We start from the raw sequence: 18,820 nt of genomic DNA on the forward strand, positions 1-18,820 counted from the left end.
TGGGGCTTGGCCCCGCGGGCTGAGATGATCGCGACCATGCCCTTGATCTCCCGCAGCGACATCCGCAATGTCGCCATCGTCGCCCACGTCGACCACGGCAAGACCACGCTCGTCGACCAGATGCTCTGGCAGGGGGGTGCCTTCGGCGAGCACGACCACGTCGACGAGCGGGCGATGGACTCCGGTGACCTCGAGCGCGAGAAGGGCATCACCATCCTCGCCAAGAACACGGCGATCCACTACAACGGCCCGTCGGCCGCGGCGCACGGTGCCCCCGACGGCGTGACGATCAACATCATCGACACCCCCGGCCACGCCGACTTCGGTGGTGAGGTCGAGCGCGGCCTGTCGATGGTCGACGGTGTCGTCCTCCTCGTCGACGCCTCCGAGGGCCCGCTGCCGCAGACCCGCTTCGTCCTGCGCAAGGCGCTCGCGGCGAAGATGCCGGTCATCCTCGCGATCAACAAGGTCGACCGTCCCGACAGCCGCATCGCGGAGGTCGTCGACGAGGCCTACGAGCTCTTCATGGACCTCGACGCGGACGAGGACCAGATCGAGTTCCCCATCGTCTACACCTCCGGCAAGGCCGGTGCGGCGAGCCTGACCCGCCCCGAGGACGGCACCCTGCCGGACAACGACGACCTCGAGCCGCTCTTCAAGACGATCATGGAGACGATCCCGGCCCCGTCCTACGAGGACGACGCCCCGCTCCAGGCGCACGTCACCAACCTCGACTCGAGCAACTTCCTCGGCCGCCTCGCCCTCCTGCGGGTCTTCAACGGCGAGCTGCGCAAGGGGCAGCAGGTCACGTGGTGCCGCCACGACGGGTCGACCGAGAAGGTCAAGATCACCGAGCTGCTCATCACCGAGGGCCTCGAGCGCAAGCCGCTCGACCAGGGCGCCGCGCGCCCCGGTGACATCATCGCCATCGCCGGCATCCCGGAGATCATGATCGGCGACACGATCGCCGACGCGGACAACCCGATCCCGCTGCCGGTCATCACCGTCGACGAGCCGGCGATCTCGCTGACGCTCGGCACCAACACCTCCCCGCTCGTGGGCCGCGGCCCGACGAAGGGGACCAAGGTCACCGCCCGCATGGTCAAGGACCGTCTCGACAAGGAGCTCATCGGCAACGTGTCGCTGCGGGTGCTCCCGACCGAACGTCCCGACGCCTGGGAGGTCCAGGGCCGTGGTGAGCTGGCGCTCGCGATCCTCGTCGAGCAGATGCGTCGTGAGGGCTTCGAGCTGACCGTCGGCAAGCCGCAGGTCGTCACCAAGGAGGTCGACGGCAAGGTCCACGAGCCCGTCGAGCGCCTGACGATCGACACCCCCGAGGAGTACCTCGGCGCGATCACCCAGGTCCTCGCGGCGCGCAAGGGCCGCATGGAGCAGATGACCAACCACGGCACCGGGTGGATCCGCATGGAGTTCCTCGTGCCCTCGCGCGGCCTCATCGGCTTCCGGACCGAGTTCCTCACCGAGACCCGCGGCGCCGGCATCGCGCACCACATCTTCGAGGGCTACGAGCCGTGGTTCGGCGCGATCACCACCCGCGTCTCCGGCTCGCTCGTCGCGGACCGCTCCGGCCCGGTGACCTCCTACGCCATGGTCAACCTGCAGGAGCGCGGCTCGCTCTTCACCGAGCCGGGCACCGAGGTCTACGAGGGCATGATCGTCGGCGAGAACTCGCGCGCCGACGACATGGACGTCAACATCACGAAGGAGAAGAAGCTGACGAATGTGCGCGCGTCGTCGGCCGACAACTTCGAAAAGGTCGTGCCGCCGCGCAAGCTGAGCCTCGAGCAGTCGCTCGAGTTCTGCCGCGAGGACGAGTGCGTCGAGGTCACCCCGGACGCGATCCGCATCCGCAAGGTCGAGCTCGACGCCAACCTGCGCGCTCGCGCGGCCTCCAAGGCTCGCAACTCCTGAGAGGGGAGCGCCGATGCGGCGCATCAGTCGAGGTCTCATCTGCGGTGTCGGCGCACTCGCCCTGGTGGCGGGTGCGTCGGCCTGCACCGACGACTCCGAGGGCGGCGCGTCCGGCTCCGGGTCGTCCGGCTCGGGTCGGGTCAGCGGCCCGGAGAGCCGGCTGACGGTGCTCTCGACGGGCCCCGTCCAGGCCTGGGACCCGCAGCGGATCACCCAGCGCCAGGTCGCCGGCTTCGCGTCGCGCACGTGGATGCGCACCCTCACCGCATACCAGCCCGAGGTCAACCTCGCGGCGCAGCGCAAGCTGCGGGGCGACCTGGCCACGACCCCCGGCGTCGCGAGCGACGGGGGCCGCACGTGGACCTTCACGCTGCGTGAGGGCATCCGCTGGCAGGACGGATCGGCCATCACCTGCGCGGACGTGCGCTACGGCGTGGCCCGCTCCTTCGACCCGCGGGTCCCGTCGAGCGGGTACGCCCTCACCTACCTCGACATCCCGAAGAAGAAGGACGGCACCTCCGCCTACCCCGGCCCGCTGGCGAAGGGAGGGACCTCCAAGGCCTCCCGGGCCCTCCTCGAGGACGCCGTGGAGTGCACCGACAAGCAGACCGTCGTCTTCCACCTCGACCAGCCGGTCGGCAACTTCGACGAGGTCGTCTCGCTGCCCGAGTTCGCGCCGTACAAGCAGTCGCGCGAGGGTGACGACGCCGCGTACGAGGCCTTCTCGTCGGGCCCCTACAAGCTCTCCGACGCGTGGACCCCGAGCAAGGGCGGCACCTGGGTGCGCAATGCGGAGTGGGACGAGGACTCCGACCCCCTGCGCTCGGCCGGGCCCAGGAGCATCCTGCACCGCGAGGGCGTCGAGCCCAAGGACGCCCTCGAGACGATCGTCTCGGGGGAGGACGGCGCCCGCACGCTGACCCTCGACCCGATGCCCACCGTGCTCGGTCCGGTGCTGGACGAGGCCGGCGACACGGCCCAGAGCGTCGAGGTCGACGGGCAGCTCGTCGACTACCTCGCCGTCAACACGCGCAGTGCGCCGATGAAGAGCACGGCGGTGCGCCGCGCCCTCGCCACCGCCACCGACCGGCAGGCCTACAACGAGGCCCGCGGCGCCGGCGCGGGCACGCCGACGTGGTCGCTGCTCGGTGCCGGTCTGCCGTCGGCGCACCCGAGTGTCAGCGACCACGGGCCGTCCGGCGACACGGCCAAGGCACGCCGCCAGCTCGAGGCGGCGAAGGTCGACGAGCCGGTGAAGATCACCGTGGCCTACCGCGGCGGGGGCACGATGGACGCGGCGATGCAGGCCCTCGAGAAGGGCTGGGAGGAGGCCGGCTTCGAGGTCACCCTCACCGCCCTCGGCGACGACTACTTCACCCGGGTCGAGCAGCGCTCGGTCGCCGCGAAGTACGACGTCGTGTGGGCCAACTGGGGCCCCGACTACCCGGCGGCCGTGACGGTCCTGCCCGCCCTCTTCGATGACCGCGTCAACCTCAGCGGCGACTCGGTCGGCCGTGACTACGGCATGTTTGCCGACGACGACGTCAACGAGGCGATGGACAGCGCGGCCCGCGTGCGCGACCGCGAGTCCCGCGCCAAGCGGTGGGCCGCCATCGACACCGGCCTGCTCGAGGACGCGGTGTACGTCCCCCTTCGTCAGAGTCGCCTGACGTACGTGGCCGGCTCCGAGGTGAGCCCGCTCGTCGGCAACCCCGTCTACGGCGGGGTGCCCGAGATGGGCGTCATCGGGGTCTCGCGATGACGGCGGCCGCACCCGTGGTCGTCGAAGGGAGGCCCGCTCGCCTCCTCTTCGTCCACGCCCATCCCGACGACGAGCTGCTGGCCACGGGCGTGGCCATCGCCCACCACGTCGCCGCCGGCGACGAGGTCCACGTGCTCACCTGCACCCTCGGGGAGCAGGGCGAGGTCATCCCGGCCGAGCTGGCCCACCTGGCGGCCGATCGCGAGGACACCCTCGGGGCCTTCCGTCGCGACGAGCTGCGGGGCGCGATGGCCACGGCTGGCGTGCGCAGCAGCACCGTGCTCGGCGAGGGCCCCGACCGCCTGTCGCGGTGGCGCGACTCGGGCATGGCGGGCACGCCGAGCGCGGCGGACCCGCGCTGCTGGGTGCGCTCCGACGACGCCGAGGCGATCGCCGCCGTCACCGCCGTCGTCACCGCCGTCGACCCTGACCTCGTCATCACCTACGACGCGCAGGGCGGCTACGCCCACCCCGACCACATCCGCACCCATGAGGTGACCCGCCGTGCCGTGGCCGGCCTGCCCGAGGACGGTCGACCGGCCCTCTTCGGCACCTTCACCCCACGCTCGTGGGCCCGGGAGGACCGCGAGGTCCTGGCCGTGACCGACGAGGTGCGCGGGCTCGGCTGGGCCCTGCCCACGGGCGACTTCCCCCCTTCGGTCGTGGACGACGCGGTCGTCACCCACGCCGTCGTCGACGCGAGCGCCGTGGAGCGGCAGACCGCGGCGCTGCGGCACCACCGCACCCAGGTCACGCTCGGACCCCGCGACACCTACGCCCTGTCCAACGACATCGCCGCCCGGCTGTCCGGGCGGGAGGGCTATGCCCGCCTCGACCCGGCGACCGGCGAGCCGGTGCCCGCCACGGTCGCGGGGGCGCGCCCGCCGCTGGTGGCCCGCCGATGAGCGGGGTGACCCCGACGAGCCTGCGGCACGCGATGGCCCACTTCGCCACCGGGGTGACGGTCGTGACGACGCTCGAGGACGGGCACGACCACGCGATGACCGCCAACTCGGTCACCTCCGTCTCGCTCGAGCCGCCGCTCGTGCTCGTGTGCGTCCGCAACGACAGCGGGTGGCACGACGCCGTGCTCTCGTCCGGGGTCTGGGGGGTCTCGATCATGCCGACGGCGGGCCGGCCGGCCGCCACCTGGCTGAGCACCGGGGGTCGTCCCCTGCAGGGGCAGCTCTCGCGCGTCCCGCACCACCGCGGTGAGCTCGGGGTCGCGCTCGTCGACGACGCGCTGGCCACGCTCGAGTGCCGCACGCACGCCCTGCACGAGGCCGGCGACCACACGATCGTCGTCGGCGAGGTCGTGTCGAGCAGCGCCGATGCCCGCAGAGATGATCCACTGATCTACTACCGCAGCCGCTACACGACCACGAGGTGACGAGATGACCGACCACGACAGCTGGACCGAGGACGAGGTCCTCGATCGTCCACGCCGCGGGCGCACCCTCCTGGCCGTGGCCTTCGTGCTCATGGTGCTCGCCGGCCTGTACGCCGCGGCGGCGCTGTACTTCGGCGACAAGGTGCCTGCCGACACCCGCATCGGCGGGGTGGCCATCGGCGGCAAGACCCCGTCGGAGGCGCAGCAGGCTCTCGAGGACGAGCTCTCCGACGAGGAGGCGCGGCCGGTCACCGTGACGGTGGACGGCAAGGAGGTCGAGCTGGAGCCCGCGGACGCCGGGCTGTCCTACGACTACGCGGGCTCCGTCGACGGGCTGACCGGCTTCAGCCTCAACCCCGTCGACCTGTGGCACCACGTGCGCGGTGGTGTCGAGCGTGACGTCGAGGTGGCCGTCGACGAGCAGGCGCTCGCCGACGCAGTCGACGCCAAGACGTCGATGCTCGACAAGGAGCCGGTCGAGGGCAAGGTGACCCTCGAGGGCGCGACGGTGAAGAAGACCGCCTCCAAGCCCGGGCTGAGCGTCGACCGTGACGCGGTGGTCGAGTCCATCGCGGATGAGTGGCCCGCCGAGCGCTCCTTCGACGCACCGACCACGGAGCCGGCGCCCCAGCTCACCCAGGCCGAGATCGACCGCTTCGCCAAGGACGACCTCGAGCCCCTCGTCGCCGGTCCGGTGACCGTGACGACGACCGACCCGCAGGGCGAAGGGGAGGACAAGACCATCTCCTTCACCGTGCCGGCCGACCAGCTCGCCGGTGCCGTCTCGATCAAGGACGACAAGGGCAGGCTCTCGGCGAGCGTCGACGAGGCCAAGGTCACCAAGGCGACCCTGTCGGCCGGCTCGTCGTCGGGTCTCTTCCGCGAGGCCAAGGACGCCGGGGTGGTCCACCGCGGCGGCTCCGACTTCGACGTCACCCCCTCGAGCACCGGACTGGCGCTCAAGGAGGACGGCCTGGGCGCCAAGGTCGCCGAGGCGATGAAGAAGAAGGGCGACGAGCGCAAGGTCGCCGCCGACTCCCAGGAGTCGCAGCCGGAGCTGACGACCGCCGAGGCGAAGAAGACTCTCCCGGAGGAGGAGCTGTCGACCTTCACGACCTACCTGCCGGACACGGGTGGCGTGCGGACCAACAACATCAAGATCGCGGCTCGTCAGCTCGACGGTGCCTACGTCGCGCCGGGCGAGACCTTTTCGCTCAACCAGCAGCTCGGGCAGCGCACGGCGGCCAAGGGCTACCAGAAGGCCGGCGTCATCAGCGGTGGTCGGCTGACCAACGACTACGGCGGCGGCATCTCGCAGCTGTCGACGACGCTCTTCAACGCGGTCTTCTTCTCCGGGGCCAAGATCGAGGAGTTCCACCCGCACTCCTTCTACATCTCCCGCTACCCGGAGGGGCGCGAGGCGACGATCTCGTGGCCCGACGTCGACAACCGCTTCACCAACGACACCGGCGCCGGCATCCTCATCTCCGCCTCGGTGAGCGGCAACGAGGTCACCGTGACCTTCCACGGCCGCAAGAAGTACGACGAGATCAAGGCGACCAAGAGCGCCCGCAAGAACATCACGCCGCCCAAGACGATCACCGACAACACGAAGGGCTGCGTGCCCCAGTCGCCGGCCCCCGGCTTTTCGGTCGACATCGGGCGCCAGTTCATCAAGGACGGCAAGACGGTGAAGAGCTCGAGCTTCACCACCCGCTACATCCCCCAGGACGACGTGACCTGTACGAACGCTTGAGGTCGCCTGCGGCTGTTGCGTAGGCCGTCGCCGACGTGGACATGCGTCGCGGACGAAGGGTGCCGTCGCTGGGCCGAAGCGGTGTCCTGAGGAGCTTGCGCAGCAAACGTCTCGAAGGGCCCTTCGTTGTCGTCCGGACACGATGTCGTTCTCGGCTTCGGCTTGAGTCGCGACGACACCACCCCTCGTCCGCTCCTGCCCCGGCCCCTTCGCGGGGTTGGTGTCACCTGGTCGCGTTGAGGTCACCCGGTGGCGTTGGTGTCACCTGGTTGCCCCTCTCCGGGCAGCCAGGTGACGTCAACGCCGCCGGGTGGCGCTGACGCTGCCGGGTCAGGAGTCGCGGAGGTAGACGAGGACGGGGGCGTCGACGCTCACCGGGACCTGCTCGCCGACCTCGGGGGAGCGGCGACCGGGGACGCGCACGGTGACGACGGTGCCGTCGGCCAGCGCCACGTGCACCATGGCGTGCGCGCCGTGGTAGTCGACGTCCTGGACCGTGCCGTGGGGGCAGCCCGGCGAGTCGCCGAGGCTGAGGTCCTCGGGCCGCACGACGACCACGACCTCTCCGTCGCCGCGCGGGACGTCGCCTCGTGCCGTGACGATCCCGAGCGGGCAGGTGATGCCGTCGGTGGTGCGGCGTCCGGTGAGGTGCACGACGTCGCCGAGGAAGGCGGCCTCGCGGGCGTCGACCGGTTCGTCGTAGATCTCGCGGGGGGCACCCACTTGGCTGAACCGCCCACCGCGCATGATGGCGACCTGGTCGGCGAAGGAGAGCGCCTCCTGCTGGTCGTGGGTCACGAGGATCGCCGTGGCCGAGGTCTCCGCGAGGGCGGTGGCCACGGCATCGCGAGTGCTCGCGCGCAGGGCCGTGTCGAGCGAGGAGAAGGGCTCGTCGAGCAGGACGACGGACGGGGAGAGGGCCAGCGCCCGGGCCAGGGCCACGCGCTGCTGCTGGCCGCCCGAGAGCTGGTCGGGGCGTCGGGTGGCGGTCGCGGCGGGCAGGCCGACGAGCTCGAGCAGCTCCTCGACGCGGTCGCCGCGCCGGCGGGCGGCCCGCGGCATGCCGAAGGTGATGTTGTGCGCGACGTCGAGGTGGGGGAAGAGCCCCCCGTCCTGCCGCACGTACCCGATGCCCCGCCGCTCGGGCGGGACGGCCCGACCGGCGCCGCACACGACCCGGTCGCCGATGGTCACCGTGCCGGCATCGGGGGCGAGGAACCCGGCGATGACGCGCAGCAGCGTCGTCTTGCCGCCACCGGAGGCACCGAGGACGGCGGTCGTCGTGCCCGTGGGCACGGTGAGGTCGACGTCGCGCAGGACCGGCTCGGCGCCGTACCCGACGGTGACGCCACGGATGTCGACGGTGCTCATTCGGTGATCCCACTCTGTCGGAGCATCAGGACGGTCAAGGGCGCGGACAAGAGGATCATCATGGCGGCGAAGGGAGCAGCGCCCGCGTAGTCGAACTCGTCGCTCGCGGCCCAGAAGGCGGTGGCCAGGGTGGAGGTCCCGGTCGGCGACAGCAGCAGCGTCGCGGTGAGCTCCGTGGCGGCCGCGATGGCCACGAGGGCCGCTCCGGTGAGCGCCGAGGGGAGGATGAGCGGCAGCACGACCCGGCGGAAGGCCCCGAGCGGACTGCACCCGAGCGACCGCGCGGCATCGCTGAGCTCGGGGGGCGCGGCGGCCAGGCCGGAGCGCAGGGAGACCATGGCGCGGGGGATGAAGAGGATCGAGTAGCAGAGCACGAGCAGCAGCGGCGACTGGTAGATCCCCGGGACGTACCGGACGGAGACGGTGATCAGGGCCAGGGCGATGACGACCCCGGGCAGCGAGCTCGCGATGTACGTGACCCGCTCCAGCACCAGTGTCCACGCGGTGCGCCGCCGGCTGAGCAGCCATGCGCCCGGCAGTGCCAGGACGGTCGTGACGGCCGCGGCGGCGAGGGCGAGCGAGATCGTCGACCCGGTCGTGACGAGCAGCGAAGGGCGGATCCCGAGCTCGTCGACGGGCGCGGCCAGGTGGGCGAGCAGCCACCGACCGACGAGCGTGACCGGCAGGACGAGGGAGACGGCGACGACAACGGTGAGCGCGAGGAGGGCCACGGGGGACCACCGACCCAGGCGTACCGGCGCCGCCCGGCGGTGGACGCCGCGGCCGACGCGGGCGGTGCGAGCGGTGCCGCGCAGCAGGTGCTCGAGCGTGAGGACGGTGACGCACATCAGGGCGAGGACGAGCGCGAGCACGCTGCCCTGGTTGCTGGAGAAACTCACCTCGTACTGCACGAGGATCGCGGTGGTGAAGGTCGGGTAGCGCATCATCTCGAGCACGCCGAACTCGGCGAGGAGGTGCAGCCCGACGAGCAGGCCGCCACCACTGATGGCCGGTCGCAGCCGGGGCAGGACCGTGCGGCGCCAGGCCTGCAGCGGGCTGGCGCCGAGGGCGCGGGCGTCCTCCTCCGGGGCGGCGTCGAGGTCGCGCAGGATCGCGGCCACGGGCAGGTAGACGAAGGGGAAGTACGCGGCCGTCGTCACCAGGGCGGCCCCGCCGAGCCCGTCGAGTCCCGGACGGAAGGAGACCCAGGCGTAGGCAGCGACGAAGGCGGGCACGGCCAGGGGAGCACCGAGCAGCACCCGCCACACCCCGGCGAGGGGCAGGTCCGTGCGCTCGACGAGCCAGGCCGCCCCGACGCCGAGGACGATCGTCGCGGGGACCGTGACGAGCAGCAGCAGGAGGGTGTTGGTCAGCAGCTCCGCCGTGCGCGGGCGGATCAGGTACTCGAGGGCGCCGGCGGGCGAGCTGCCGAAGCCGTCCGCGGCCACGACCGCGAGCGGCAGCACCGTGATGACCGCGACGAGGACCGCCGCGGTCATCACGAGGTGCCTAGAGGATGCTGGCATCGGTCATCAGCTGGGTGACCTTTTCGGAGTCGAGGGAGAAGGGGTCGACGGCGGGCGCCTGGAGGGACTCGAGCGTCGGCAGGTCGGGGTCGGAGTCGACCCCCTTCGCCACGGCGTACTCCTTGGAGCCGCTGGACTCGAGGACGGCCTGCCCCTCCTCGGAGAGGATGTAGTCGACGAACTGCTGGGCCTCGTCGGCGTGCTTGGCGTTCTTGAGCACGCCCGCGGCGGACAGGCTGACGAAGGCGCCCGGGTCCTCACCCTTGAAGTAGTGCAGCGCGGTGTTGGCCGTGCCCTCCTTGGTCTCGGCCTGGTCGCGGTACCAGTAGTAGTGGTAGATGACGCCCATCGGGACCTCGCCGGCGTTGACGGCCTTCATCGTCGCGATGTTGTTCTCGTAGATCCGGGCGTTGGCCTTCATGCCGTCGAGCCACGTCTTCGTCTTGGCCTCGCCCTGGTCGGCGAGCATGCCGGCGACGATCGCCTGGAAGTCGGCGCCCGTCGCGCCCGCGCCCCACTGGTCCTTGTACTCGGGCTGCTGCAGGTCCATGAGTGAGGCGGGCAGGTCGTCCTTCGAGACCTTGTCGGGGTTGTAGACCAAGACGGTCGAGCGAGCGGCGACGCTCGTCCAGTCACCGCTCGACGGGCGACGGTTCTCCGGCACCTGGGCGAGGGTCTTGGCGTCGACGGGTGCGAGCAGCCCGGCGTCCTCGACGAGGGTCATCGCGGGGCTGTTCTCGGTGAGGAAGACGTCGGCGGGCGAGGCGTCACCCTCCTCGACGATCTGGTGGCCCATCGACGAGTCCTTGCCCGGACGGATCTGGGTCTTGATCCCGGTCTTGTCGGTGAACCCCTTCGCCCACGCCTTGGTGAGGTTGTCGTGCTGGCTGGAGTAGATCTGCAGCGCGTCAGGGTCGGTCGTCGGTCCCTCCGAGCCACCACACGCGGCGAGGGCGAGGGCCGCGGTCGTGCCGACGACGGTCGTGAGCAGGGTGCGACGGTTCATGAGAGATCTCCGGTGGGTCGGGGACGAGGGCGGACGAGTCGGTCGATGAGCATGCGGGTCGGGGCCTGCAGGAGCCACCACAGGAGGGCTCCGAGCGCGAGGGAGGTGCCGAGGGCCAGCCAGGCGTGGTCGACGACCCGGAAGACCTGCCACTGGACGAGGTAGATGTGCAGGGAGGCTGCGGCGACAAGGCCGAAGGGCCACACGAGCAGGCGGGGCAGCGGGACGCGCGGGACGAGCGCCAGGACGGTGATCGCGACGAGCACTGTCCATCCGCGGCTCGGCTCGACGAAGAAGTCCCACATGCCGACGGCGGTGAGGGCGAGGGTCGCCAGGCGCTGCCGGTGGGTGCGGGCGACGCCCAGGGCCATGCCGATGGCGAAGAGCCACAGGACCGACCCCGGCAGGCCACGGGTGGCCCCGGTGGAGTCCGGCACGAGGATCCACCGCGGCACGAGCGCGGCGGCGGCCAGCGCCATGCTCCACGCCCAAGGGTGGCGCACGTGCGCCCGGGCGAGCGCGGGCACCGACAGCAGGGCGAGTACGGCGAGGCTGCACGCGAGCAGCGCCTCGATGAACCACAGGTTGATCCGCGCGCCCCACTCCATCTCGCCGATGAGCCAGTTGACGAGCAGCACGTTGTGCCAGGTGTAGCCGCCGGCCGTGACGAGGCCGAAGAGCGCGACGGCCATCGATGGGGCCACTAGGCCCACGAGGGAGCGCAGCCCGCGTCGGCGTCGCTCCTGCGGTCGGGGGTCGTCGAGGGTGAAGCGGCTCATCGACCAGCCGGCCAGGGCGAGGAGGGTGTGGGCGCCGCCGGGGGTGGTCACGATCCCCAGGTGGCTGGCGCAGATCGCCAGCGCGGCCACGGCCCGCACGAGCAGTGGGGTCTCGACCCACTGGACGTGGCGGCCGGTCGGCCGCGCCTCGGCGGCGAGGGTCCGCAGCGGCAGGCGGTGCCAGCCGTCGGGCAGCAGGCCGAGGACCTGCTCGAGCCGGACCGAGGTCTGCACGAGGCTGTAGGAGTCGCCCCCCAGGTCGGCGAAGGACCGGTCCGGGTCGACGTCGTCCCGGCCCAGGGCCGAGCCGATGACGGCGACGACGGCGCCGAGCCGGTCGTGCCGGGGGTCGGGCGCCGGTGCGTCGTGTGCGGTCGACAGGGCCAGCTCCCGGCAGGCGACCCGGTCGACCTTGCCGTTGGGCAGGCGGGGGATCTCGTCGACGACGGCGAGGAGCACGGCTCCCGGGCGCAGCCCTGCCGCCTCGGCCGTGAGACCACGCACCGTGCGACGAAGGGCGGCGCGCCCCCCTTCGTCGGCGTGGGGGAGGGTGACGAGCAGGTGGTGGGAGTCCGCGGTGACCACGGCGTCGTGGCCGGCGGCCGCGAGGGCACTCGCGACGTGGTCGAGGTCGATGCGCAGCCCGAGCACCTTGGCGACCCGGTCGCGGCGACCGGTGACCGTGACGACGCCGTCGTCGATGCGGCCGAGGTCGCCGGTGCGCAGCTCCTCGACCATCCGGCCGAGGGCCAGCTCGTCGGGGTGCTCGGCGTACCCGAGCATGACGCCGGGGCCGGTGAAGACGAGCTCGCCGGTCCCGTCGCCGGCGTCGTCGACGTCGTGGTCGACGCGGAAGGAGGACCCGGCGATCGGCCGGCCGACCGCCGCGGGGCGGGCGAGGACGTCGGCGCCGACGTGGACGGCCATGCGGGCGGTGGCCTCGGTCTGGCCGTACATGACCGCCAGGTCCCAGCCGCGCTCGCGCCCGAGGCTCGCCAGCTCATGCACCCGGTCCGGCGGCAGGGCGCCACCGGCCTGGGTGACCAGACGCAGCCCGGGCAGGTCACCGCGCAGGCGCTCGTCGACGAGGTCGAAGGTGTGCGGCACCCCCGCGAGGACGCTGACCCGCTGCTCGGTGTGCAGCCGCCAGAACTCGTCGTCGGTCACCGAGTGCTCGGTCACGACGAGGCTGCCCCCCGCGTGGAGGACGCTGTGCATCACGGACAGGCCGTAGCAGTAGTGCAGCGGCAGCGAGGTGATCGCGCGGTCGTCGCTGCGCAGGCCGAGCGCCCGGGCGATCCCCGTGGCATTGCTCAGCACGTTGTCGCGGGAGAGCCGCACCAGCTTGGGGCTGCCCGTGCTGCCGGAGGTCGACAGCAGCAGGGCGAGGTCGGGGTGCAGGAGGTGCTGGGCCTGCGGCTCGAGGACCTCGACCTCGCCCGCTTGCAGGCGCAGGTCAGGGGCGAAGCGTCCGGTGATCGACGTGGCCTCCGGCCCGGTGACCAGGGCCACGTGCCCGGCGGCGAGGACGGCGAGGTGGGCGACGACGTCGTCGAGCCGGCGGGTGAGCGGCAGGTGGACGAGGCGACGCCCGGTGGTCGTCGCCGGCAGCTGCTCGACGAGGGAGGCGACCCGGGCGGCGAGCTCGCGGTGGCTGACCGTGGCTCTGTCGGCGACCAGCGCGGGGGCGGCGGAGGTGGGGTGCAGCAGCGGAAGGAGGGTCGGCACCGGGCGCACGGACGTCCCGAGGGCGTGAAGTCCCTCGTCGAGCCGCGCGGTCATCGTCATTTGGTGTGCCTATCCTTATCGATCGGAGCGAAGAGTACCGCCATCGAGGCCAGGAGCGCGCATGCCCCACCACGTCGTGGACATCTGGTGGTCGGACCTGCGCGTGATGGACCGCGGCCTGCTGCCTTTGCTCGACCCGGTGGAGGCCGCCCGGGCGGCGGGTCTGGAGGGCGCTGCGGACCTGGGTCGCTTCGTCGTCGGGGCGGTGCTGCTCCGTGTCGCTGTGGGCCGGACCACCGGCCGGGACCCGTGGTCCGTGGCCGTCGACCGCACCTGTGACGACTGCGGTCGCCCGCACGGTCGACCGGCCGTCGAGGGTGTCCACGTCAGCGTCGCCCACGCCGGGCCGCTCGTGCTCGTGGCCACCGCTGCGGGCCCGGTGGGCGTCGACGTCGAGTCGGCCCGGCGTGGTCCGGACGTCGCGGAGTGGGTGCGGCAGGAGGCGGCGTTCAAGGCGCATGGCTCCCGGGACGGTGACGGGCTGCACGTGCAGCCCCTCGTCACCCCGCTGCCCGGCCACGCGGCAGCGCTCGCCCTCACCCGGCCCGGTGAGGTCGTCGTCCACGACCCGGACGAGTCGTCGGCCGCGCTGGCGGCGGCCCGAGGTCAGGCGCCGCGCAGCGCGAGGTAGACGTAGTCGCTGTGGCGCGTCATGCCCAGGTCGCTGTAGAGGTGCTGGGCGGGCTCGTTGGTCGGCTCGACCTGCAGGTAGGTCAGGGTGGCGCCGGCGTCGAGGGCGGCGCGCGCGGCCTCCTGCGTGAGCCAGCGGCCCAGACCCCGGCCCCGGTGCGAAGGGGGCACGTGCAGGCCGAAGATCCCCGCCCAGCCGTCGTCGAGCGCGACGCGGACGACACCGACGACGCCCCCTTCGTCACGGGCGGTGAGGAAGACCTGCCGCCCCGGCAGCGCGAGGATGCGGCGGGCGACGTCCAGGTGGTCGAGCAGGCGCGGGGAGCCACCGGTCAACCACGCCTCGTCGGCGTGGTCGCTCGTGTGCAGGGTGACGCCCTCGGGGGCGGGCCCGGCGCCCTGCAGGAGCGAGTCGGTGCGCGCGGTGAGCACGTCGGCGGGGTTGCCCTCGACCCACCCGCGCTCCAGCAGCAGCGCGCCGAGCGGGTCGTCCGCGGTGGCCGCGCTCGGCGGACGGGGGAGCATGACGAGCGGCGTCAGGCCGTGCTCGCGGTACCAGGACTCGACCGCGTCGACCGCCTCGGGCAGCGGATGGCCCGGATCGCCCACGGGGAGAGCGGAGTTCGAGCGGCCCGTCCACCGCGCGCCGGCGCGCAGGAGCCAGCCGGCTCCCTTCGTCCCCAGCCAGTCCTCCTCGAGGCCGGGCTGGCCCTTGGTCATGACGAGGTGGAGGTCCTCGATCGTGATCGCGCGGTGCGGGGCGCCGCGGCGGGTGGGGCGGGGCGGGATGGCGCGGGCGGCGACGACGAGGTCGCGGCGCAGGGCCACCTCGCCGCTCCGGGTGGCGATCCGCAGGCCGTGCTCGTCGAGGGCGGTCAGCTCGCCGACCGTGTCGGTGAGGGTCGGAAAGTGCGCCGGAATGGGGTCGATGCGGGTGCGCACCGCGACCCGTGTCCCTGTGGTGAGACCCACCATCGGATCGCTCATGGGGCGACATAGTATGTCGGGCATGACGTACGTGATCGCGCAGCCGTGTGTGGACCTCAAGGACAAGGCCTGCATCGAGGAGTGCCCTGTCGACTGCATCTACGAGGGCAAGCGCAGTCTCTACATCCACCCCGACGAGTGCGTCGACTGCGGGGCCTGCGAGCCCGTGTGCCCCGTCGAGGCGATCTACTACGAGGACGACACCCCCGAGGAGTGGGCCGACTTCTACAAGGCCAACGTCGAGTTCTTCGACGACCTCGGCAGCCCCGGCGGTGCCGCCAAGATGGGCATGATCGACAAGGACCACCCGATCGTCGCGGCCCTGCCGCCGCAGGAGCACGACGAGTGACGACGGGCCACCCGTGATCTCCTCCCTGCCCGACTTCCCCTGGGACTCGCTCGCTCCGGCCAAGGAGCGGGCGAGAGCCTTTTCGTCCGACGACCCGGCGCAGGGCGAGGGCATCGTCGACCTGTCGGTCGGCACCCCGGTCGACCCCACGCCCGAGGTGGTCCAGCAGGCGCTGCGCGACGCCGCGGACGCCCCCGGCTACCCGCAGACCTGGGGCACCGCGGACCTGCGCGAGGCGATCGGACAGTGGTTCGAGCGACGGCGCGGCGCCCCGGGCGTCGACCCCGACGGCGTCCTGCCGACGGTGGGGTCCAAGGAGCTCGTCGCGTGGCTGCCGACCCTGCTCGGCCTGGGGGCCGGCGACGTCGTCGCCTTCCCCCGCATCGCCTACCCGACCTACGACGTGGGGACGCGGATCGCCGGGGCCACCCCCTTCGCCGCCGATGCCACGACGGCCTTCGGCCCGACGACCGCGGCCACCGCTCCGAAGCTGCTGTGGCTCAACACCCCGAGCAACCCGACGGGCAAGGTGCTTGGTGTCGAGCACCTGGCCAAGGTCGTCGCGTGGGCCCGCGAGCGCGGCGTCGTCGTCGCCTCCGACGAGTGCTACGCCGAGCTCGACTGGCGCGACCAGAGCGACCGCGGCGGGGACGCGGCCCTGCCGACGACCCCTTCGCTCCTCGACCCGCGGGTGACGGGCGGCTCCCACGAGGGCCTGCTCGTCGTCTACTCGACGTCGAAGCAGTCCAACCTCGCCGGCTACCGCGCGGCCTTCGCCGCAGGCGACCCGACACTCGTGCGCTCCCTGCTCGAGGTGCGCAAGCACGCGGGCATGATCGTGCCCTGGCCGGTCCAGCGGGCTCTGCTCACCGCCGTGAGCGATGACGAGCACGTCGCCGTGCAGCGCGAGCGCTACCGGGCGCGACGGGCCGCGCTGCGCCCTGCGCTCGAGCGGTGGGGGCTGCGGATCGACGACTCCGAGGCCGGCCTCTACCTGTGGGCGACCGCGGGGGAGCCCTCGCGCGTGACCGTCGACCAGCTCGCCGACCTGGGCATCCTCGTCGCGCCCGGGGACTTCTACGGCGTGGCCGGCGAGCAGCACGTGCGGGTCGCGCTCTCGGCGACCGACGAGCGCATCGCCGCCGCCGTCGCGCGCCTCGACGGCTGAGCCGTCGCGCGGCGCGCAGGTCCGGCCGCACGGGGCACCCCGCGTGGTGACCCACACCACCGCTGAGGTAGTTTCGTCAGTGAAACGCATGCCCGGGGCCACCGCCTCCGCGGCACGGCACGATCGAAGGGTAGATACTTCATGACCGCTGACGCCACCTTCTCCGCCGCAGGCAACGACCTGACCTTCCCGCTCGTCGAGGCCAGCGAGGGCAACCACGGCTACGACATCTCCTCGCTCATGAAGGAGACCGGCAACACGACGCTCGACGTGGGCTTCGTCAACACCGCGTCGTGCAAGAGCGACATCACGTACATCGACGGTGACGCGGGGATCCTGCGCTACCGCGGCTACCCGATCGAGCAGCTGGCGAGCAAGTCCTCCTTCGTCGAGGTCGCCTACCTGCTCATCTACGGGGAGCTGCCGACGGCCGACCAGCTGGGTGACTTCGAGGAGCGCATCTCGCGCCACACGATGCTCCACGAAGACCTCAAGGCCTTCTTCAACGGCTTCCCGCGGGACGCGCACCCGATGCCCGTGCTGTCCTCGGCCGTCTCGGCGCTGGGCACCTTCTACCAGGACAGCCTCGACCCCTTCGACCCGGAGCACGTCGAGATCTCGACGATCCGTCTCCTGGCGAAGCTGCCGACGATCGCCGCCTACGCGCACAAGAAGAGCGTCGGCCAGCCCTTCCTGTACCCGGACAACTCGCTGAGCCTGACCGAAAACTTCCTCCGGATGACCTTCGGTTTCCCGGCCGAGCCCTACGAGCTCGACCCGGAGATCGTCGCGGCGCTCGACCAGCTCTTCATCCTGCACGCCGACCACGAGCAGAACTGCTCGACCTCGACGGTGCGCCTCGTCGGCTCGGCCCACGCCAACCTCTTCAACTCCGTCTCCGCCGGCATCCACGCCCTCTCCGGCCCGCTGCACGGTGGCGCCAACCAGGCCGTGCTCGAGATGCTCCAGCAGATCCAGGCCGCCGACCACGGCGCCGAGACCTTCATGAAGAAGGTGAAGAACAAGGAGGACGGTGTCCGCCTCATGGGCTTCGGGCACCGCGTCTACAAGAGCTACGACCCGCGCGCGGCGATCGTCAAGGAGACTGCGCACTCCGTGCTCGAGAAGATGGGCGGCGACGAGCAGCTCGAGATCGCCATGAAGCTCGAGGAGATCGCCCTCGCGGACGACTACTTCGTCGAGCGCAAGCTCTACCCCAACGTCGACTTCTACACCGGCCTGATCTACACGGCCATGGGCTTCCACCCCAAGATGTTCACCGTGCTCTTCGCGATCGGCCGTCTCCCCGGCTGGATCGCCCAGTGGCGCGAGATGATCGAGGACCCGGCCACCAAGATCGGCCGCCCGCGCCAGATCTACACCGGCCCCACCGAGCGCGACTACGTCGCCATCGACGGTCGCTGATCTCGACGACGTGACGTCGGCCCCCTTCGCTCTCGGGCGGAGGGGGCCGACGCGTGTCCGGGCGAAGGGGGTGGGCTCAGCCCTCGTGGAGCGTGATGACCACGTGGGTGGCGGGTGCGGCGTCAGTGGTGCGCCACTCCATGGCGGAGTCGCCGGAGCCGCGGGTCCACACCCGGTCGCCGACCTGCACGCGGGTGATGTTGCGGGCCTTGGCCTGGGCGACGGCCCAGGCGCCGACGGCCCAGCCGTGCCGCTCGTCGGTGGCCTCGACGGTGACGCTCTGCCCGTCGGCCGTGCCCCTCTGCCCGGTCTGCTCCGTGATGGCAGCGACGAGCCGGTCGGGGCGGCCAGCGGCCTCGGGGCCGTCGAGGCGGCAGACGAGACCGCCGGGGGAGTGGCCGCTCAGCGCCGAGGCGATGGTCCGCCCCTCCTGCTCGTGGTCGGCGTAGGCCTCGGGGTAGCCGCTGCGCTGGACCTCCTGGGCGATCTCCGTGATGACCATGTCCTGCCAGCCGTCGACCTTGACGAGGGCGTCGTAGAAGGCGTTGGTGGCGTAGACGGGGTCCTGGAGCTGCGCCTCGTTGCCCCAGCCCTGGCTGGGGCGCTGCTGGAAGAGGCCGACGGAGTCGCGGTCGCCGTAGGAGAGGTTGCGCAGCTTCGACTCCTGGATCGCCGTGGCGATGGCGATCGTGCCGGCGCGGGCGGGCAGACCACGCTTGACCCCGAGGAGCACGATGGTGCTCGCGTGGTTCATCTGGTCGGGTCGGAAGCTGACGCTCTGCTCGAGCGCGGTCGCCCGGCACTCCTCACCGAGGAAGAGACCGACGCGGTCGCGGGCGTACCAGAGGCCGATGCCCCCGACGAGGGCGAGCGCGCACAGGGCGGCGATGGCGGTCAGCCACCGGGGCCCGCCCTCGTCGTCCAGCGGCGGGTGCTCGGCTCTGGGCACGG

15 protein-coding genes are annotated in these 18,820 nt (G+C 72.0%); 9 read left to right on the plus strand and 6 right to left on the minus strand.

Features of this window, described 5'->3' with window-relative positions; all coding sequences use genetic code 11:
- Nucleotides 1–36 precede the first annotated feature (36 nt).
- Genes typA through AB4Y78_RS07560 form a run of 5 tightly spaced genes read left to right on the plus strand, consistent with a single transcriptional unit; the run spans nucleotide 37 to nucleotide 6,840 of the window.
- Nucleotides 37–1,932 carry a translational GTPase TypA gene (gene typA, locus AB4Y78_RS07540; RefSeq protein WP_259908737.1) on the plus strand — a complete coding sequence of 632 codons (1,896 nt, stop codon included), beginning with the start codon at nucleotides 37–39 and terminating at the stop codon, nucleotides 1,930–1,932.
- A 13-nt stretch (nucleotides 1,933–1,945) separates the two neighbouring features.
- Nucleotides 1,946–3,694 carry an ABC transporter substrate-binding protein gene (locus tag AB4Y78_RS07545; protein WP_441713633.1) on the plus strand — a complete coding sequence of 583 codons (1,749 nt, stop codon included), beginning with the start codon at nucleotides 1,946–1,948 and terminating at the stop codon, nucleotides 3,692–3,694.
- Complete coding sequence (gene mshB, locus AB4Y78_RS07550) at nucleotides 3,691–4,599, plus strand: N-acetyl-1-D-myo-inositol-2-amino-2-deoxy-alpha-D-glucopyranoside deacetylase (protein ID WP_007923771.1); 909 nt, start codon at nucleotides 3,691–3,693, stop codon at nucleotides 4,597–4,599. Before AB4Y78_RS07545 ends, mshB begins: the two co-directional genes overlap by 4 nt.
- Nucleotides 4,596–5,084: a flavin reductase family protein gene (locus AB4Y78_RS07555; RefSeq protein ID WP_040880411.1), complete on the plus strand. Its 489-nt coding sequence runs from the start codon at nucleotides 4,596–4,598 to the stop codon at nucleotides 5,082–5,084. Before mshB ends, AB4Y78_RS07555 begins: the two co-directional genes overlap by 4 nt.
- 4 nt (nucleotides 5,085–5,088) lie before the next feature.
- A complete protein-coding gene (locus AB4Y78_RS07560) occupies nucleotides 5,089–6,840 on the plus strand; it encodes a VanW family protein (RefSeq protein WP_441713634.1) in 1,752 nt (583 codons plus the stop codon).
- A 330-nt stretch (nucleotides 6,841–7,170) separates the two neighbouring features.
- On the opposite strand, the gene AB4Y78_RS07565 is transcribed toward AB4Y78_RS07560, so the two are convergent.
- The 4 genes from AB4Y78_RS07565 to AB4Y78_RS07580 are packed head-to-tail and all read right to left on the minus strand — an operon-like array spanning nucleotide 7,171 to nucleotide 13,310.
- Complete coding sequence (locus tag AB4Y78_RS07565) at nucleotides 7,171–8,211, minus strand: ABC transporter ATP-binding protein (protein ID WP_441713635.1); 1,041 nt, start codon at nucleotides 8,209–8,211, stop codon at nucleotides 7,171–7,173.
- On the minus strand, nucleotides 8,208–9,710 hold the full coding sequence (locus AB4Y78_RS07570; protein ID WP_259908731.1) for an ABC transporter permease: 1,503 nt from the start codon (nucleotides 9,708–9,710) through the stop codon (nucleotides 8,208–8,210). Before AB4Y78_RS07570 ends, AB4Y78_RS07565 begins: the two co-directional genes overlap by 4 nt.
- A 10-nt stretch (nucleotides 9,711–9,720) precedes the next feature.
- Nucleotides 9,721–10,743, minus strand: a complete 1,023-nt coding sequence (locus tag AB4Y78_RS07575; RefSeq protein ID WP_441713636.1) for an iron ABC transporter substrate-binding protein — start codon at nucleotides 10,741–10,743, stop codon at nucleotides 9,721–9,723.
- Nucleotides 10,740–13,310 (minus strand): AMP-binding protein, encoded by a 2,571-nt coding sequence (locus AB4Y78_RS07580; RefSeq protein WP_441713637.1) that lies wholly within the window; start codon nucleotides 13,308–13,310, stop codon nucleotides 10,740–10,742. Before AB4Y78_RS07580 ends, AB4Y78_RS07575 begins: the two co-directional genes overlap by 4 nt.
- A 61-nt stretch (nucleotides 13,311–13,371) precedes the next feature.
- On the opposite strand from AB4Y78_RS07580, the gene AB4Y78_RS07585 reads away from it, so the two are divergent.
- On the plus strand, nucleotides 13,372–13,941 hold the full coding sequence (locus tag AB4Y78_RS07585) for a 4'-phosphopantetheinyl transferase family protein (protein ID WP_114201181.1): 570 nt from the start codon (nucleotides 13,372–13,374) through the stop codon (nucleotides 13,939–13,941).
- On the opposite strand, the gene AB4Y78_RS07590 is transcribed toward AB4Y78_RS07585, so the two are convergent.
- Nucleotides 13,917–14,927: a GNAT family N-acetyltransferase gene (locus AB4Y78_RS07590; protein ID WP_441713638.1), complete on the minus strand. Its 1,011-nt coding sequence runs from the start codon at nucleotides 14,925–14,927 to the stop codon at nucleotides 13,917–13,919. The genes AB4Y78_RS07585 and AB4Y78_RS07590 overlap by 25 nt on opposite strands.
- 22 nt (nucleotides 14,928–14,949) lie before the next feature.
- Here AB4Y78_RS07590 and fdxA point away from each other — a divergent pair, with 22 nt between their 5' ends.
- The 3 genes from fdxA (at nucleotide 14,950) to AB4Y78_RS07605 (ending at nucleotide 17,869) form a co-directional block, all read left to right on the plus strand.
- On the plus strand, nucleotides 14,950–15,276 hold the full coding sequence (gene fdxA, locus AB4Y78_RS07595) for a ferredoxin (protein ID WP_007923767.1): 327 nt from the start codon (nucleotides 14,950–14,952) through the stop codon (nucleotides 15,274–15,276).
- Between the two features lie 13 nt (nucleotides 15,277–15,289).
- Nucleotides 15,290–16,444 (plus strand): succinyldiaminopimelate transaminase, encoded by a 1,155-nt coding sequence (gene dapC, locus AB4Y78_RS07600; protein WP_441713639.1) that lies wholly within the window; start codon nucleotides 15,290–15,292, stop codon nucleotides 16,442–16,444.
- A 141-nt stretch (nucleotides 16,445–16,585) separates the two neighbouring features.
- The gene (locus AB4Y78_RS07605; RefSeq protein WP_441713640.1) at nucleotides 16,586–17,869 is read left to right on the plus strand and encodes a citrate synthase; all 1,284 of its coding nucleotides are present in this window, start codon (nucleotides 16,586–16,588) and stop codon (nucleotides 17,867–17,869) included.
- Nucleotides 17,870–17,945: 76 nt separating this feature from the next.
- Here the strand turns inward: AB4Y78_RS07605 and AB4Y78_RS07610 are convergent, their stop codons facing one another.
- The gene (locus AB4Y78_RS07610) at nucleotides 17,946–18,818 is read right to left on the minus strand and encodes a hypothetical protein (RefSeq protein ID WP_441713641.1); all 873 of its coding nucleotides are present in this window, start codon (nucleotides 18,816–18,818) and stop codon (nucleotides 17,946–17,948) included.
- Nucleotides 18,819–18,820: the final 2 nt, after the last annotated feature.

The organism is Janibacter sp. RAF52 (genome assembly GCF_052114035.1).
GTDB lineage: Bacteria > Actinomycetota > Actinomycetes > Actinomycetales > Dermatophilaceae > Janibacter > Janibacter hoylei.